16 protein-coding genes are annotated in these 15,318 nt (G+C 73.0%); 12 read left to right on the plus strand and 4 right to left on the minus strand.

The features are described 5' to 3' along the window. Window position 1 precedes the first annotated feature (1 nt). Both bioD and AFM16_RS06550 read left to right on the plus strand, forming a co-directional pair. A complete protein-coding gene (gene bioD, locus AFM16_RS06545; RefSeq protein ID WP_078632738.1) occupies window positions 2-733 on the plus strand; it encodes a dethiobiotin synthase in 732 nt (243 codons plus the stop codon). Window positions 734-1,392: 659 nt separating this feature from the next. Next, the gene (locus AFM16_RS06550) at window positions 1,393-2,049 is read left to right on the plus strand and encodes a class I SAM-dependent methyltransferase (protein ID WP_030795636.1); all 657 of its coding nucleotides are present in this window, start codon (window positions 1,393-1,395) and stop codon (window positions 2,047-2,049) included. On the opposite strand, the gene AFM16_RS06555 is transcribed toward AFM16_RS06550, so the two are convergent. Together AFM16_RS06555 and AFM16_RS06560 are read right to left on the minus strand one after the other, a co-directional pair. Then, on the minus strand, window positions 2,044-2,418 hold the full coding sequence (locus tag AFM16_RS06555) for a hypothetical protein (RefSeq protein ID WP_030795638.1): 375 nt from the start codon (window positions 2,416-2,418) through the stop codon (window positions 2,044-2,046). The two genes, AFM16_RS06550 and AFM16_RS06555, sit on opposite strands and share 6 nt — an antisense overlap. Window positions 2,419-2,422: 4 nt before the next feature. Next, window positions 2,423-2,665: a toxin-antitoxin system antitoxin component gene (locus AFM16_RS06560; protein WP_030795641.1), complete on the minus strand. Its 243-nt coding sequence runs from the start codon at window positions 2,663-2,665 to the stop codon at window positions 2,423-2,425. Window positions 2,666-2,813: 148 nt separating this feature from the next. Here AFM16_RS06560 and AFM16_RS06565 point away from each other — a divergent pair, with 148 nt between their 5' ends. From AFM16_RS06565 to mug, 10 genes are all read left to right on the plus strand, one after another. Further along, a complete protein-coding gene (locus AFM16_RS06565; protein WP_078632739.1) occupies window positions 2,814-3,626 on the plus strand; it encodes an ABC transporter ATP-binding protein in 813 nt (270 codons plus the stop codon). Between the two features lie 4 nt (window positions 3,627-3,630). Further along, complete coding sequence (locus AFM16_RS06570; protein ID WP_078632740.1) at window positions 3,631-6,198, plus strand: ABC transporter permease; 2,568 nt, start codon at window positions 3,631-3,633, stop codon at window positions 6,196-6,198. Between the two features lie 46 nt (window positions 6,199-6,244). Beyond that, window positions 6,245-7,138, plus strand: coding sequence for an LLM class F420-dependent oxidoreductase (locus AFM16_RS06575; protein WP_030795645.1), 894 nt, complete (start codon window positions 6,245-6,247; stop codon window positions 7,136-7,138). A gap of 113 nt (window positions 7,139-7,251) precedes the next feature. Beyond that, window positions 7,252-7,677 (plus strand): GNAT family N-acetyltransferase, encoded by a 426-nt coding sequence (locus tag AFM16_RS06580; protein WP_078632741.1) that lies wholly within the window; start codon window positions 7,252-7,254, stop codon window positions 7,675-7,677. A gap of 232 nt (window positions 7,678-7,909) precedes the next feature. Continuing rightward, the gene (locus AFM16_RS06585; RefSeq protein ID WP_078632742.1) at window positions 7,910-9,289 is read left to right on the plus strand and encodes a hemolysin family protein; all 1,380 of its coding nucleotides are present in this window, start codon (window positions 7,910-7,912) and stop codon (window positions 9,287-9,289) included. Next, window positions 9,286-10,299, plus strand: coding sequence for a hemolysin family protein (locus tag AFM16_RS06590; RefSeq protein ID WP_078632743.1), 1,014 nt, complete (start codon window positions 9,286-9,288; stop codon window positions 10,297-10,299). Before AFM16_RS06585 ends, AFM16_RS06590 begins: the two co-directional genes overlap by 4 nt. 79 nt (window positions 10,300-10,378) lie before the next feature. Continuing rightward, window positions 10,379-11,161 (plus strand): SGNH/GDSL hydrolase family protein, encoded by a 783-nt coding sequence (locus AFM16_RS06595; RefSeq protein WP_078632744.1) that lies wholly within the window; start codon window positions 10,379-10,381, stop codon window positions 11,159-11,161. Window positions 11,162-11,184: 23 nt separating this feature from the next. Next, window positions 11,185-11,964: a class I SAM-dependent methyltransferase gene (locus tag AFM16_RS06600; protein ID WP_078632745.1), complete on the plus strand. Its 780-nt coding sequence runs from the start codon at window positions 11,185-11,187 to the stop codon at window positions 11,962-11,964. A gap of 58 nt (window positions 11,965-12,022) precedes the next feature. Beyond that, window positions 12,023-13,465 (plus strand): adenylosuccinate lyase, encoded by a 1,443-nt coding sequence (gene purB, locus AFM16_RS06605; RefSeq protein WP_030795663.1) that lies wholly within the window; start codon window positions 12,023-12,025, stop codon window positions 13,463-13,465. Next, a complete protein-coding gene (gene mug / locus AFM16_RS06610; protein WP_078632746.1) occupies window positions 13,462-14,013 on the plus strand; it encodes a G/U mismatch-specific DNA glycosylase in 552 nt (183 codons plus the stop codon). The genes purB and mug overlap by 4 nt, the downstream gene beginning before the upstream one ends. Window positions 14,014-14,027: 14 nt before the next feature. Here mug and AFM16_RS06615 read toward each other — a convergent pair whose 3' ends face one another. Beyond that, window positions 14,028-14,471 carry a hypothetical protein gene (locus AFM16_RS06615; protein ID WP_078632747.1) on the minus strand — a complete coding sequence of 148 codons (444 nt, stop codon included), beginning with the start codon at window positions 14,469-14,471 and terminating at the stop codon, window positions 14,028-14,030. 96 nt (window positions 14,472-14,567) lie between these two features. Beyond that, window positions 14,568-15,317: an ABC transporter permease gene (locus AFM16_RS06620; protein ID WP_078632748.1), complete on the minus strand. Its 750-nt coding sequence runs from the start codon at window positions 15,315-15,317 to the stop codon at window positions 14,568-14,570. Window position 15,318: the final 1 nt, after the last annotated feature.

Here is a 15,318-nt window from a genome sequence, read left to right on the forward strand (position 1 = left end):
CATGCCGATCCTGGTGATCACGGGGACGGGCACGGAGGTCGGCAAGACCGTCACGACGGCGGCCGTCGCCGCCTCCGCGCTCGCGGCGGGCCGTACGGTCGCCGTCCTCAAGGCCGCGCAGACCGGCGTACGGCCGGACGAGCGGGGCGACGCGGACGAGGTCGCGCGGCTCGCGGGTGCGGTGACGACGGCCGAACTGGCCCGCTATCCCGAGCCGTTGGCGCCCGGGACGGCGGCCCGGCGGGCGGGCATGACGCCGGTGCGGCCGTACGACGTGGTGCAGGCGGCGCACAAGCTGGCCGTGGAGCACGACTTGGTGCTGGTCGAGGGCGCGGGCGGTCTCCTCGTCCGCTTCGACGAGGCGGGCGGCACACTGGCCGACGCGGCGGAGGCCCTGCGGGCACCGGTGCTGGTGGTGGCGACGGCGGGCCTCGGCACCCTCAACACCACCGAGCTGACGGCCCGTGAACTACGGCGTCGTGGCCTGGAGTTGCTCGGCGTGGTGATCGGCGGCTGGCCCGACTCCCCCGACCTGGCGATGCGCTGCAACGTCACCGACCTCCCGGAGGTCGCGGCCGCCCCCCTGCTGGGCGCGATCCCGATGGGCGTGGGCACACTCCCGCCCCCCGAGTTCCGCACCGAGGCCCCGACCTGGCTGGCCCCCCGCCTGGACGGCAACTGGGATGCGGACGCGTTCCGCCGCCGCGCGACGAACGGGCCGAGGGCGGACTGACCGCCGGGCTCGGCGGAGCGGGCGGGGGCTCCACGCGACGTGGGGCGGTCAAGCACCGCCCCACGCCCCCATACCGGCGGCCGGACCGCGGCGGCCTCACCCCGGAGCACCCCTCGGGCAACCCACCGGACCGGACCCGCCGACGGCCGGTGCCGACGTCGCGCAGCGCCGGGCTCGCCGACGCGGACGCAGCTCGGCATGGCACGCGGAGGGCAGGTAGCGCACACCACCCGGCACCCGCGGCGTGCGATGCGGATGCCACCGGGCCGCCCCGGCGCGGGCGGGGGGGCTCCACGCGGCGTGGGCGGTCAAGTACCGCCCCACCCCCCGTACCGGTGGCCGGACCACGGCGGCCTCGCCCTGGAGCACCCCTCGGGCAACCCAAACCCGACCCGCCGACGCGGACGCGGCTCGGCATGGCACGCGGGGCGGTCAGGTGCCCCGCACGGACCGATACCCGAGGCCCGTCCCGTGCGGGCGGCGGCGGCGCGGCGTCGTAGCCGGTGACCGGTGCGCGCGCCGCCCCCGTACTCAGGGCCGGGACCGTCGCGCGTTGCCGCAGGGCTCCCCGGCGGGGCCCGTTCCCTGGCGGTGAGGTGTCGTGGGGCTCTACGGGGGAGACTGAGGGTAAGGCTCGTCGTCCTCGGGTGGAGGTTGTCATGGCGAGACGGTCCGATGCCGCCGTGCATCATCCGGTGTTCGCCCGTTGGTATGCCCGGTTCAGTGTCGCCGCCGAGACGCGGGGCGGGCTGGGTGTCGTGCGGGAGCGGTTGCTCGGTGGGCTGGCCGGGCGGGTCATCGAGGTGGGGGCCGGGAACGGGATGAACTTCTCGCACTATCCCGGTGCCGTCAGCGAGGTCGTCGCCATCGAGCCGGAGGGGCGGTTGCGGGAGCTGGCGCGGGAGGCCGCCCTGCGTGCCGAGGTGCCCGTGGACGTGGTGCCGGGGGTGGCGGAGGCACTGCCGGTCAAGAGCGAGGCGTTCGACGCGGCCGTGGTGTCGTTGGTGCTGTGCAGTGTGCGGGACGTGCCGCGCGTGCTCGGGGAGTTGCGGCGGGTGCTGCGGCCCGGGGGCGAGGTGCGGTTCCTCGAACACGGGCCGGGTGGCGGGCGGGCGATGCGGTTCACGCAGCGCGCGCTGGACCGTACGGTGTGGCCCCCGCTCGTCGGCGGCTGTCATCTCACCCGGGACACGGTGTCCGCCCTGCGGGACGCGGGGTTCACGCTCGGGCCGTACCGGCGGATCACACTGCCGGAGGAGGGGCCGAGGCTGCCGTACTCGTACTGTGTGCTCGGAAGCGCGGTGCGGCCCTCATAGGCTCCAGCGGCGCAGTTCGCGGGCGATGTCCTGGACGCCCGCCTCGCCGCTCGCGACCAACTGGGCCAGGGCCCGGACCTGTTCGGGCGTGGTGGCGACCTTCAGACCGCTGGCGACGAGATAGGCGTACGCCACGGCAACCGCGAAGAGCGCGTTGGACCGCTCCAACGCCGGTACGTGGATGAGGAGTTGGAGGAGGGACGCGGCACGGGCGGCGGGGTCGTCGTAGACGGGGACGTCGAAGATCTCGGCCTGGTGGCGGGCGACCGCCGCGACCAGGGCGCCCCAGTCGGTGACCTGGGGGTCCCCCGGGGTGCGCTGTTCGGCGAGCATGAGGAGCCAGGCGAGGTCGATGCGGAGATCGTTCAAGGGATCAGCGACGACCTTCGCGCGCGCCGCCCTCGCGTTCCGCGCCGAACTCCTCCGCGAAGACGCCCTCGTACCGCTTCATGAAATCGGCCGCGGCCTCCACGAAGGTGTGGCCGACCTCGCCCGCGTCCCGTCTGACCAGCTCCTCGATGTAGCGGTTGACGCTCATGCCGCGGGCCGTGGCCCGCTCCCGGGCGGCCTGGGCCGTGCCCTCGTCCACGCGTACGTTGAGCTGGGTCTTCGCCATACCTCGACGCTAGCGCCGGGACGCTAGCAGTCGCAAGGGCGCACCGGAATCGAAAAGCGATACCGGCTGTGCGCCGGGTCACACTACCCTCGGCCGGACAGACGGGAAGAAGCGAGCCGAACCAGTCCGCGTGAGCGAGGAGGCTGTTTTGTCCACACCTGCTGCGGGGCCCGCCCCCGGTCCGGCCCCGGCACCCGCCCCGGCCGACGGGCCCGCCGCCCGCGCCCGCGCGCTGACCAAGGCGTACGGCTCGGGCGAGACGGCCGTGCTCGCGCTGGACTCGGTGGACGTGGCCATCGCGCGCGGCCGGTTCACCGCCGTCATGGGTCCCTCGGGTTCCGGCAAGTCCACGCTGATGCACTGTCTGGCGGGTCTGGACACCGTCTCGGCCGGTCAGGTGTGGATCGGCGACACCGAGATCACCGGTCTGAAGGACCGGGAGCTGACGCGGCTGCGGCGCGACCGGATCGGGTTCATGTTCCAGTCGTTCAACCTGATCCCGACGCTGAACGCGCTGGAGAACATCACCCTGCCCATGGACATCGCCGGGCAGAAGCCCGATCCGGAGTGGCTGGACCGGATCATCGACACGCTCGGACTGCGCGAACGGCTGAAGCACCGGCCGGCGCAGCTCTCCGGCGGCCAGCAGCAGCGGGTCGCCTGCGCCCGCGCGCTCGCCTCCCGCCCCGAGCTGATCTTCGCCGACGAGCCGACCGGCAACCTGGACTCACGGGCCGGCCTCGAAGTGCTCGGCTTCCTGCGCGAGGCCGTGGACAGCCTGGGCCAGACGGTCGTCATGGTCACCCACGACCCGAACGCCGCCGCCCACTCCGACCTGGTGCTCTATCTCGCCGACGGCCGGATCGTGGACGAGATGGCCGAGCCCACGGCGGAGGCGGTGCTGGAGCGGATGCGTCGCTTCTCCGGGAGCGGCGCCCGATCCGGCGCCTCCGAGGAGTGACCCGGTGCTGAAGGCCACCCTCAGGAGTTTCCTCGCGCACAAGGGGCGGCTGCTCCTCTCGGCGCTCGCCGTGGTGCTGTCCGTGGCGTTCGTCGCGGGCAGCCTGATCTTCTCGGACACGGTGACCCGTACCTTCGACCGGCTCTTCGCGTCGACGGCGGCGGACGTCTCCATCGAGCCGAAGGACGATCTGACCTCGTCCGTGCCGACCGGCGCCGTCCAGACCCTGCCCGCCTCCCTCGCCGCCGAGGTGGCCCGCGTCGACGGGGTCGCGGCGGCCCGCCCGGACGTGGGCGTGCAGAACATCACGGTCGTCGACAGCGAGAACGAGTCGGTGGGGCCGACCACCGGCGCCCCCACCATCGCCGCCGACTGGAACGTCACCGACCGCAGCCCCGTACGGCTCACCTCGGGGCGCGCCCCGCGCGGGGACGGCGAGGCGCTGCTCGACGCGGACACCGCCGACAAGAAGCACGTGGACATCGGCGACACGCTCACCGTGATGGCCCAGCCGGGCACCTTCCGCGTCGAGATCGTCGGCATCGCCACCTTCCGCACCACCAACCCGGGTTCGGCCCTGGTCTTCCTCGACCCGAAGGCCGCCCCCGCCCTGCTGCTGGGCTCGGCGGACCTGGCGACCGGCGTCTCCGTGGACGCGGCGCCGGGCGTGACCGACGCCGAGCTGAAGCGCCGGGTGAGCGCCGCGCTCGGCCCGGGGCCGTACGAGGTGCGCACGGCCGACGAGCAGGCGAAGTCGTCGGCGGAGTCCCTGGGCGGGTTCCTCGACGTGATCAAGTACGTGATGCTCGGTTTCGCCGGGATCTCGGTGCTCGTGGGCGTCTTCCTGATCGTCAACACGTTCTCGATGCTGATCGCCCAGCGCACCCGCGAACTGGGCCTGCTGCGCGCCCTGGGCGCCGACCGCCGTCAGGTGCGGCGCTCGGTGCTCACCGAGGCGGTGCTGCTCGGTCTGGTCGGTTCGACGCTGGGCCTCGCGGCCGGCATCGGGCTCGCCGCCGGGCTGATCCGGCTGATGAGCGCGTTCGGCATGAACCTCAAGACCACGGAGATGGTCGTCGGCTGGGGCACCCCGGTGGCGGCCTACGCCGTCGGCGTCGGCGTCACCTTCGTGGCGGCCTATCTCCCGGCCCGGCGCGCGGCCGCCGTCTCGCCGATGGCAGCCCTCGCGGACGCCGATGTGGCGGGCGTGGGACGGCCGTTGAAGGTCCGCGCGGTGGTCGGTTCGGTCCTCGGGGCGCTCGGCGCGGCCGCGCTGGCGGGCTGCGCGGTCTCCTCGCGTACGGCGTCGGCGGCCTCCCTGCTGGGGCTGGGCGTCGTGCTGACCCTGGTCGCGACCGTCGTCGCGGGCCCGCTGCTGGTGCGTCCGGTGATCCGGGTGCTGGGCGGGGCCTTCCCCGCCCTGTTCGGCACGGTCGGGCGGATGAGCCAGCGCAACGCCCTGCGCAACCCGCGCCGCACCGGTGCCACGGCGGCCGCGCTCATGGTCGGCCTGGCCCTGGTGGGCGGCATGTCGGTGGCGAGCGCCTCGATGTCGAAGTCCTTCGACCAGCAGATCGACGACACGCTCGGCGCGGACTTCGTGGTCCAGAACGCCAACTACACGCCGTTCTCCCAGGAGGTCACGGACGCGGTGCGCGGCACCGACGGCGTCGGCCTCGTCGTACGGCAGCGGTTCGCGCCGGTCGCCGTCCGGCTGCCGGACGGCGACCGGGTCGAGACGACCGCCGCCGGGTACGACGACGGGGTCGACGACGTCGCCCATGTCACCTACGCGGCGGGCGACTCGGCGGCCGCGCTGGCCGAGGGCGCGATCGGCATGGACGCCGACTTCGCCGAGGACCACGGCGTACGGATCGGCAGCGTGCTCCCGGTCGAGTTCCCGGGCGGCCGCAAGACCGAGCTGAAGGTGACCGCGCTCACCGACCAGGACGCCGCCGACGGGTTCGGGATGCAGGGCGGACTGTTCTTCGGGATCGCGACCGTCGAGAAGTACGTGCCCGGCGGCCAGGACTCCGCGCTGTACGTGAACGCGGCGGGCGACGGCGGCGCCGATCAGCTACGGCCCCGGCTGGAGCGGACCCTCGACGCGTACCCGCAGGTGCAGGCGCGCGACCAGGCCGACTACAAGAAGCTGGTGCACGACCAGATCGCCGTCCTGCTGTACCTCGTGTACGCGCTGCTCGGGCTGGCCATCGTCATCGCGGTGCTCGGCGTGGTCAACACCCTGGCGCTGTCGGTGGTCGAGCGGACCCGGGAGATCGGGCTGCTGCGGGCCATCGGTCTCGGCCGGCGGCAACTGCGCCGGATGATCCGGCTGGAGTCGGTCGTCATCGCCGTCTTCGGCGCCGTCCTCGGGCTCGCGCTGGGCCTGGTGTGGGGCGTGTGCATACAGCAGGTACTGGCGCTCCAGGGCATGAAAGCCCTGGCCGTCCCGTGGGGCACTGTGGTCGCGGTGGTGATCGGCTCGGGGATCGTCGGAGTCGTGGCAGCGTTGCTCCCGGCGATGCGTGCATCCCGCATGAATGTGCTGGCGGCCATCGCCCACGAATGATGGAATCGCGACGAATGCTCAAGTCGGTTGCCACCGAGGAGAGTTCATGTCGTCGCGTCCGTTCCGGTTCGGGGTCAACCTGGTCGAGCCCTCGCCCGCCGCCGAGTGGCGCGCCAAGTGCCGCCGAGCGGAGGCCCTCGGCTACGACGTCCTGGCGGTCCCCGACCATCTGGGGATGCCCGCGCCGTTCCCCGCGCTGATCGCGGCCGCCGAGGCCACCGAGCGGCCCCGGCTCGGCACGTCCGTGCTCAACGCCGGGTTCTGGAACCCGGCGTTGCTGGCCCGCGAGGTGGCCACCACGGACGCGCTGACCGGCGGCCGGCTCGAACTGGGCCTCGGCACCGGGTATGTGCGCGACGAGCATGAGGCGGCGGGGCTGCCGTGGGGGTCGCCGGGCGAGCGGGTGGACCGGCTGCGGCACACGGTGGAGGAGCTGGACCGGCTCCTCGGCTCGGACGGCTTCCGGCCCCGGCCGGTGCAGGAACCGCGCGTGCCGGTCCTGATCGGCGCCAACGGCGACCGGATGCTGAAGCTGACCGCCGAGCACGCCGACATCGCCTCCTTCACCGGCCGGTTTCTGGTGCCGGGCAGCACCTCGGGGCAGCTCGCCCCGATCTCGGCGGAGCGGCTCGACGAGCGGGTGGCGCGCTACCGGGAGCTGGCGCGGGGGCGCAAGGAGGAGGCGGAGCTGAACCTCCTGATCCACTGGGTGATCGTCACCGAGGACCGGGAGGCCGCCGTGCACGGCCTCATGGACCGGATCCCCGACCTCACCCTCGAACAGGCGATGGAGCTGCCCATCCTGCTGGTCGGCACCGAGCGGGAGATCGCCGCGCAGGTGCTGGCGCAGCGGGAGCGGTACGGCTTCTCGTACCTCACCGTGCTGGAGCCGTTCATGGAGGACTTCGCACCGGTGATCGCGGAGTTGCGGGGGCGCTGACACCGGGCGGACGACATCCGGGCGCGGGCCGGCCACTGGCCGGCTGCCGTCCGGTCGCCGTCCGGATGCTGGAATTCCGGGTCCGGGCGGGGGCCGCGTGATGGGATCGCCGTATGTCTGATCTGCGGATACGGGCCGCGACGCCCGACGACCTGGACACCGTGCTGGCCTTCTGGAAGAGCGCCGCCGAGGGGACGAGCATCAGCGACGACCCCGGCGGTGTGGAGCGGCTGGTCGCGCGCGATCCCGAGGCGCTGCTCCTCGCCGAGCTGGACGGCGAGCTGGCCGGCACGGTGATCGCCGGATTCGACGGCTGGCGGTGCCATCTGTACCGCCTGGCGGTACATCCGGAGCGCCGCCGTCGCGGGATCGGGTCGGCGCTGCTGGCCGCCGCCGAGGAGCGCTTCGTCCGGCTGGGCGGGCGCCGCGGGGACGCGATGGTGCTCACCCGCAACGAGACGGCCCACCATGCCTGGCACGCGGCGGGGTACACGCCCGAGGAGCGGTGGCGGCGCTGGACGAAGCCGCTCACGGACTGACGGCCGGGCCCATCACCGGCCGACCGACCGGCTACTTTGCCGATCCTTTACTATAAGGGAGCCGTACGCCGTACGGCTCCCTGACGTCTTGACATGAAAGGTGTGAGCGTCCGCCCATGGGCGAGCCTCCCAGTAGCAGCACACGCCGTACGACCGGTACGAGCCGTACGAGCTGTACGCGACATCGCGCGTTCCTCCCCGCCCTGCCCGATCATGGGACGGAGGTGACCCGATGACGGAAGTGCTTCTGCTGCTGGCGGCGATCCTGCTGTCGTTCGCGTGCGGCGCGTTCGTCGCCGCCGAGTTCTCGCTGACCACCGTCGAGCGCAGTGAGCTGGAGCGGGCGGCCGAGCGCGGCGAGCGCGGCGCGGCCGGTGCCCTCAAGGCCGTGCGCGGCCTCACCTTCCAGCTCTCCGGCGCCCAGCTCGGCATCACCGTCACCAACCTGGTGGTCGGCATGCTGGCCGAGCCGTCGATCGCCAAGCTGATCTCCGGGCCGCTGGAGTCGGCCGGGCTGTCGAGCGGCGCGTCGAGTTCGGTGGCGCTGCTGCTGGGCACGGCCCTGTCGACGGTGTTCCTGATGGTCGTCGGCGAGCTGGTGCCCAAGAACTGGGCGATCTCCTCCCCGCTGGCGGTCGCCAAGACCGTGGGCAACGGCCAGCGCTGGTTCAGCGCCGCCTTCCGGCCGTTCATCACCCATCTCAACAACACCGCGAACCGGATCGTGCGCCGCTTCGGCGTGGAGCCCACCGAGGAACTGGCCGCCGCGCGCGGCCCGCAGGAGCTGGCGGCGCTGGCCCGGCACTCCGCCCGGGAGGGCGCCCTGGAGGCGGACACCGCCGAGCTGTTCGTGCGCACCCTGAACCTGGCCGACCTCACCGCGGAGAACGTGATGACCCCGCGCGTCCAGGTCATCGCCCTCGACGCCCAGGCGACCTGCGAGGACGTGGCGAACGCGACCCGGGCGACCGGCCTGTCCCGCTTCCCCGTCTACCGCGGCACGCTGGACGCCGTCGTCGGCACCGCGCACATCAAGGACGCCCTCGCCGTGACGTCCGGGCGCCGGCCGCGCGTGCCCGTCTCGGAGATCATGCGCGAACCCCTGCTGGTCCCCGAGTCGCTGACCGTGGACCGGCTGCTCGACCGGCTGTCCGGCAAGCGGACCATGGCGGTCGTCATCGACGAGTACGGCGGTACGGCGGGCGTGGCCACGCTGGAGGACATCGTCGAGGAGGTCGTCGGCGAGGTCCGCGACGAGCACGACCCGCACGAGACGCCCGACCTGGCCCCCGCGGGCACCGACGACACCGGGCGCACCCTGTACTCGGCCGACGGCGCCGCCCGCACCGACCAGCTCGCGCGCGTGGGCCTCGCGGCGCCCGAGGGGCCGTACGAGACGCTGGCCGGTCTGGTGGCCACCGAGCTGGGCCGGATACCGGCCGTCGGCGACACCGTCGAGGTCGCCGGCTGGCGGATGGACGTGGTGGACGCGTCCGGACGCCGGGCGGCGCGGGTGCTGCTGCACGCGCCGCTCGCCGACGACCACGACCACGACAGGCATCACGACGGCCGTGGCGGCCGTGGCGATCATTCGGAAGGGGCGGGCCGGTGACCGCGGTACAACTGCTGATCGCACTGGCGACCCTGGTCGTCAACGCGTTCTTCGTGGGCGCGGAGTTCGCGCTGATCTCCGTACGCCGCGCCCAGATCGAGCCGTACGCCGAACGAGGCGACCGGCGCGCCAAGAGCGTGCTGTGGGGTCTCCAGCACGTGTCGGCGCTGATGGCGGCTGCCCAGCTCGGCATCACCCTGTGCACCCTGGTGCTCGGCGTGGTGGCGGAACCGGCGATCGCGCATCTGCTGGAGCCGGTGTTCCACGCGGTGGGCGTGCCCGAGGGCGCGGGGCACGCGGTGTCCTTCGTGATCGCGCTGGCGGTCGCCACGTATCTGCACATGCTGCTCGGCGAGATGGTGCCCAAGAACATCGCGCTCGCCGAGCCGGTGCGCAGCGCGCTGCTGCTCGGCCCGCCGCTGGTCACGCTGTCCCGGGCGCTGCGTCCGGTGATCTTCACGATCAACGCGTTCGCCAACGCCCTGCTGAAGCTGCTGCGGATCGAGACGAAGGACGAGGTCACCGCGGCCTTCTCCGACGCGCAGCTCGCCCAGATCGTCAAGGACGCCGGGGAGGCGGGGCTGATCGACGACCGCGCCCAGGAGCGGCTGCACGACGCCCTGGAGCTGGGCCGCCGGCCGGTCCGGGACGTCGTCATGCCGCTGGAGCGCGTGACGTACGCGCGCGTGGGCGTGACCCCGGAGGAGCTGGAGCGGCTGTCGGCCGAGACCGGGTTCTCGCGGTTCCCGGTGGTGGACGAGGGGCGCCGGATCGTCGGCTATCTGCATGTGAAGGACGCGCTGGACGCCTCGCCCCGGGACGAGCCGTTCCGGCTGCGGGACATGCGCGCCATCGCGCGCGTGCGGGAGACGACACTGCTGGACGACGTCCTGACCGCGATGCGGGGGAGCCGGACGCATCTCGCGGCGGCGCTCGGCTCGGACGGCCGGCTGGCCGGGCTGGTGACGATGGAGGACGTCCTGCGGGAGCTGTTCGGACAGCGGGCGTAGGGCGACGGTGGGCCCGAGAAGCATGCCCAGGGGGCGACCGACCGCCGGGTATGGTCCTCGGGCTACCATCTATGTCGCCATGCAGACGAACCCCACACACTCCAGCCTGGTCGCGGTCGGCGACTCCTTCACCGAGGGCATGTCGGACCGGCTGCCCGACGGCTCCTACCGGGGCTGGGCGGACCTCCTCGCCGCCCGGATGGCCGCCCGCAGCCCCGGCTTCCGCTACGCCAACCTGGCGGTGCGCGGCAAGCTGATCGGGCAGATCGTCGAGGAGCAGGTGGGGGTGGCGGCCGCGATGGAGGCGGACGTGATCACGCTGGTCGGCGGCCTGAACGACACCCTGCGCCCCAAGTGCGACATGGGCCGCGTGACGGGTCTGCTGACGGAGGCCGTGGAACGCCTGGCCCCGGCCTGCAAGCAACTGGTCCTGATGCGCAGTCCGGGCCGCCAGGGCCCGGTCCTAGAGCGTTTCCGGCCGCGTATGGAGGAACTCTTCGCCTGCGTCGACGACCTCGCCGCCCGGCACGGCGCGCTGGTCGTCGACCTGTACGGCGCCCCCTCGCTCGGCGATCCGCGCCTGTGGGACGTCGACCGGCTGCACCTCACGCCCGAGGGCCACCGCCGGGTCGCCGAGGCGGTCTGGCAGGGCCTCGGCTACGCCCCCGAGGACCCCGAGTGGCACACGCCGATGCCGGTGACCCCGCCGCCCGGCTGGACCGCCCGCCGCGTCGCGGACGCCCGCTTCGCCCGGCAGTACCTGCTCCCCTGGATAGGCCGCCGCCTGACCGGCCGCTCCTCGGGCGACGGCCGCCCGGCGAAACGCCCGGAACTGCTGCCGTACGAGGGTCCCACGGGGTAGGGCCCGCGTGGTGGGATCGCCGTATGCCTGATCGCGCGCTGACCTTCGGAACGGTCGCGGAATCGTACGAACGCTTCCGCCCGGCCTACCCCGCGGAACTCTTCGCCCTGGTGACGGAGTACGCGGCCCGCCCGCTCGGCACGGCCCTGGAGATCGGCGCGGGAACAGGCAAGGCGACGCGCCTCTTCGCCGGCCGCGGAATCACACTCACGGCCACCGACCCCGACCCGGCCATGCTCACCGAACTACGCAAACACGTACCGCAGGACGTCCGCACGACCCAGGCGTCCTTCGAGGACCTCCCCCTGGACGACAGCCGATACGACCTGGTCTACGCGGCAGCCTCCCTCCACTGGACCCACCCACAGGACCGCTGGACCCGCCTGGCCACACTCCTGAACCCTTCCGCCACCTTCGCCTCCTTCGGCGGCCCCTTGTACTTGGCCGACCCGACGGTCGAGGAAGCGGTCCGCACGGCACGGGCCCCCTTCCTGGAACGCGACGACATCCCGTCCCCGGACGGCACACCCCCGGGCGACGCGATGCAGTGGCCGGGCACGGAACTCCGCCTCTCGGAGTGGTTCACGGACGTCCGCCAGATCGCCGTGCGCCGCCGCGTGACGATGAGCCCGCACGACTACCTCGGTCACCTGTCCACCGTCTCGGCGTACCTCGTCCTCCCACCCGCAGTGCGGGAGGAAGTGTTCAGCCGGATCGGGCGGGTGCTGCCGGAGAGGGTGGAGATGGTCGCGGACATCACTGTGCATCTGGCTCGTCGACGCGGTGTGGGCCCCGTCTCGTAGTTTCCGCCGAAGGGGCCGGGGCGCGGGGCTGCATGTTTCGCCAGTAGAATCCGGTCACGTGACTTCTGCGCCCGTCAAGCCCCGTATCCCCAACGTCCTCGCCGGACGGTATGCCTCCGCCGAGTTGGCCACGCTCTGGTCGCCCGAGCAGAAGGTGAGGCTGGAGCGTCGGCTCTGGCTTGCCGTGCTGCGGGCTCAGCGCGACCTCGGGATCGAGGTGCCGGACGCGGCGATCGCCGATTACGAGCGTGTCCTGGACACCGTCGACCTGGTCTCCATCGCCGAGCGCGAGAAGGTGACGCGGCACGACGTGAAGGCGCGGATCGAGGAGTTCAACGATCTCGCCGGGCACGAGCAGGTCCACAAGGGCATGACGTCCCGCGACCTCACGGAGAACGTCGAGCAGCTCCAGGTCCGGCTGTCGCTGGAGCTGGTCCGTGACCGTACGGTGGCGGTGCTGGCGCGGCTCGGCAAGCTGGCCGGGGAGTACGGCGAGCTGGTCATGGCCGGCCGGTCGCACAACGTGGCCGCGCAGGCCACCACCCTGGGCAAGCGGTTCGCCACGGCGGCCGACGAGCTGCTGGTGGCCTACCAGCGCGTCGAGGAGCTGCTCGGGCGGTATCCGCTGCGCGGGATCAAGGGGCCCGTCGGTACCGCGCAGGACATGCTCGACCTGCTCGGCGGCGACGCGGACAAGCTCGCCGAGCTGGAGGCGCGGATCGCCGACCATCTCGGGTTCTCGCAGGCGTTCACCTCGGTGGGCCAGGTCTATCCTCGCTCGCTCGACTACGAGGTCGTCACCGCGCTGGTGCAGCTCGCGGCGGCGCCTTCCTCGCTGGCCAAGACGATCCGGCTGATGGCCGGGCACGAGCTGGTGACCGAGGGCTTCAAGCCGGGCCAGGTCGGTTCGTCGGCGATGCCGCACAAGATGAACACCCGCTCCTGCGAGCGCGTCAACGGCCTCATGGTCATCCTGCGCGGGTACGCGTCGATGACCGGCGAGCTGGCGGGCGACCAGTGGAACGAGGGCGACGTGTCCTGCTCGGTGGTGCGCCGGGTCGCGCTGCCGGACGCGTTCTTCGCCCTGGACGGTCTGCTGGAGACGTTCCTGACGGTGCTCGACGAGTTCGGGGCCTTCCCGGCGGTCGTGGCGCGTGAGCTGGACCGCTACCTGCCGTTCCTCGCCACCACCAAGGTGCTGATGGGCGCGGTGCGCGCCGGCGTGGGCCGCGAGGTGGCGCACGAGGCGATCAAGGAGAACGCCGTCGCCTCCGCGCTGGCCATGCGCGAGCAGGGCGCCGAGCGCAACGAGCTGCTGGACAAGCTGGCCGCCGACGAGCGGCTGCCGCTCGACCGGGCCCAGCTCGACGCGCTGATGGCCGACAAGCTGTCCTTCACCGGCGCCGCGTCCGCACAGGTCGCCACCGTCGTCGCGCGGATCGAGGAGATCGTCAAGCAGCGCCCGGAGGCGGCCGGTTACACCCCCGGGGCGATCCTCTGACGCGGTTCACCCCCGCCGAGCTGGAGGCCGCCCGCGACCGTCTCGTACCGGACGTCGTCGCGGGCGGTCTGCGCGTGCTGTTCTGCGGGATCAACCCGGGCCTGATGACCGCGGCCACCGGCCATCACTTCGCCCGCCCGGGCAACCGCTTCTGGCCCGTGCTGCACCTGTCCGGTTTCACGCCGCGGCAGTTGAAGCCGGCCGAGCAGGAGGAACTGCTGTCCTACGGGCTCGGCATCACCAACGTGGTGGCCCGGGCCACCGCGCGCGCCGACGAGCTGACGGCGGAGGAGTACCGGGAGGGCGGGCGGCTGCTCGCCGAGAAGGTCGTACGGCTGCGGCCCCGGTGGCTGGCCGTGGTCGGCGTGACCGCCTACCGGGCCGCGTTCGGGGAGCGCGGGGCCACGGTGGGTCCGCAGGAGCGGGTCTTCGGGGACACGCGCGTGTGGGTGCTGCCCAACCCCAGCGGGCTGAACGCGCACTGGACCGCGGCGACCATGGCGGAGGAGTTCGCGCGGCTGCGTGAGGCGGCCGAGGACGAGGGCTGACGCCCCGCGCACGCTCAGGGCGGGTCGGTCTCCGTGGCGAGCGCGAGGAGTTCGAAGGGCAGTTCCCGGTCCCACTGCGAGACGCCCAGGGCGACCCAGCGGGCCGTGTCCGGGTGCCGCCACAGGTGGACGTCCGGCACGTGCTGAGCGAGCCAGTCCCAGGGCTCGGATATGTCCTCGCCCTCCATCGAGCGCTCCAGGACGCTCGCGAGGCTGATGACGTGCGGCGGGCCCCAGCGGTCCGCCAGCCGCTCCGACAGACCGTCCCGGTCGGCCTCGTACTGGACCACGGTCTTCTCCCAGGCCGTGCCGTCGTCCTCCCAGAAGTCACGGCTGATCTGTAAGGCGGCGGCGAGCCACCCGGGGCCGCCCGGACCCACGTCGGTCCTGCCGTACTCCGCGGGGAACTCCCGGGTGCACAGCAGGTCGACGGTGGTGAGGCAGCGCGCGATGTCCATGCGTTCCAGTAAACCCGCCGCCACTGACAATTGGCGTCGCGTCAGGCGGCACCCGAGGCGGCAGGCGTCGTGTCAGGCGTCGTCTCAGGCGTCATGTCAGGCGTCCCGGTGCCGCAGGCGCCACCCGCCCGCGAGGATCACCGCGGCCGTCCACAGCGCGGTCACGGCCAGCCCCGACCACGGCCCCAACGGCCCCTCGTACGACGCGTGCAGCGCCACCTGCCCCGCCCGGTCCGGCAGATACGCGACGGCGCCGCCCGCCGCGTCGCCGATCACGAACGACACCACGAGGATGAACGGGATCAGCAGCGACAGCGCGCCCACCCCGCTGCGCAGCAGGGCCGCGAGACCGGCCGCGAGCAGCGCCATCAGCGTGAGGTAGATCCCGCAGCCCACGACCCCGCGCGCCTGCTGGGCGACAGTGAGGCCGTCCGCCGCCTCGCCGAGTCCCGCGCGGGCGACGACGAGCGAGGCGAGCGCGGTGACCGGTCCGACGGCCAGCACCGGTACGGCGACGGCGGTCAGCTTGGCGGCGAACCACCGGCCCCGGCGCGGCACCGCGGCGAGCGAGAGCCGCAGCGCGCCGGACCGGAACTCCGCGGACACCGCCATGGCGCCGAAGGCGATCGCCGCGATCTGGCCCGGCATGACGCCGGAGAGGGCTGTGAAGAGGGGGTCGAACCCGGACCCCGATCCCTCCGCGGCCTCGGCGGGATCGGCGGGATCGGCGCTGGCGAGCGCCGAGAACGCCGTCGTCGCGGCGAACAGCGCGAGCAGCGTCCCGAGGAGCGAGCACAGGGTGCGGATCTTCAGCCACTCGGAGTGGAGGGCGGGTACGAAGGTCATG

Origin of the sequence: Streptomyces antibioticus (assembly GCF_002019855.1) — a bacterium.
In the GTDB taxonomy this organism is placed as follows: Bacteria; Actinomycetota; Actinomycetes; order Streptomycetales; family Streptomycetaceae; genus Streptomyces; species Streptomyces antibioticus_B.

What these genes read in the sequence shown, in the direction of transcription:
- AFM16_RS06575 (WP_030795645.1), top strand. Translation starts at nt 6,245, where the DNA reads ATGTCGTCGCGTCCGTTCCGGTTCGGGGTCAACCTGGTCGAGCCCTCG.
- bioD (WP_078632738.1), top strand. Translation starts at nt 2, where the DNA reads ATGCCGATCCTGGTGATCACGGGGACGGGCACGGAGGTCGGCAAGACC.
- AFM16_RS06580 (WP_078632741.1), top strand. Translation starts at nt 7,252, where the DNA reads ATGTCTGATCTGCGGATACGGGCCGCGACGCCCGACGACCTGGACACC.
- AFM16_RS06560 (WP_030795641.1), bottom strand. Translation starts at nt 2,665, where the DNA reads ATGGCGAAGACCCAGCTCAACGTACGCGTGGACGAGGGCACGGCCCAG.
- AFM16_RS06585 (WP_078632742.1), top strand. Translation starts at nt 7,910, where the DNA reads ATGACGGAAGTGCTTCTGCTGCTGGCGGCGATCCTGCTGTCGTTCGCG.
- AFM16_RS06550 (WP_030795636.1), top strand. Translation starts at nt 1,393, where the DNA reads ATGGCGAGACGGTCCGATGCCGCCGTGCATCATCCGGTGTTCGCCCGT.
- AFM16_RS06600 (WP_078632745.1), top strand. Translation starts at nt 11,185, where the DNA reads ATGCCTGATCGCGCGCTGACCTTCGGAACGGTCGCGGAATCGTACGAA.
- AFM16_RS06595 (WP_078632744.1), top strand. Translation starts at nt 10,379, where the DNA reads ATGCAGACGAACCCCACACACTCCAGCCTGGTCGCGGTCGGCGACTCC.
- AFM16_RS06620 (WP_078632748.1), bottom strand. Translation starts at nt 15,317, where the DNA reads ATGACCTTCGTACCCGCCCTCCACTCCGAGTGGCTGAAGATCCGCACC.
- AFM16_RS06615 (WP_078632747.1), bottom strand. Translation starts at nt 14,471, where the DNA reads ATGGACATCGCGCGCTGCCTCACCACCGTCGACCTGCTGTGCACCCGG.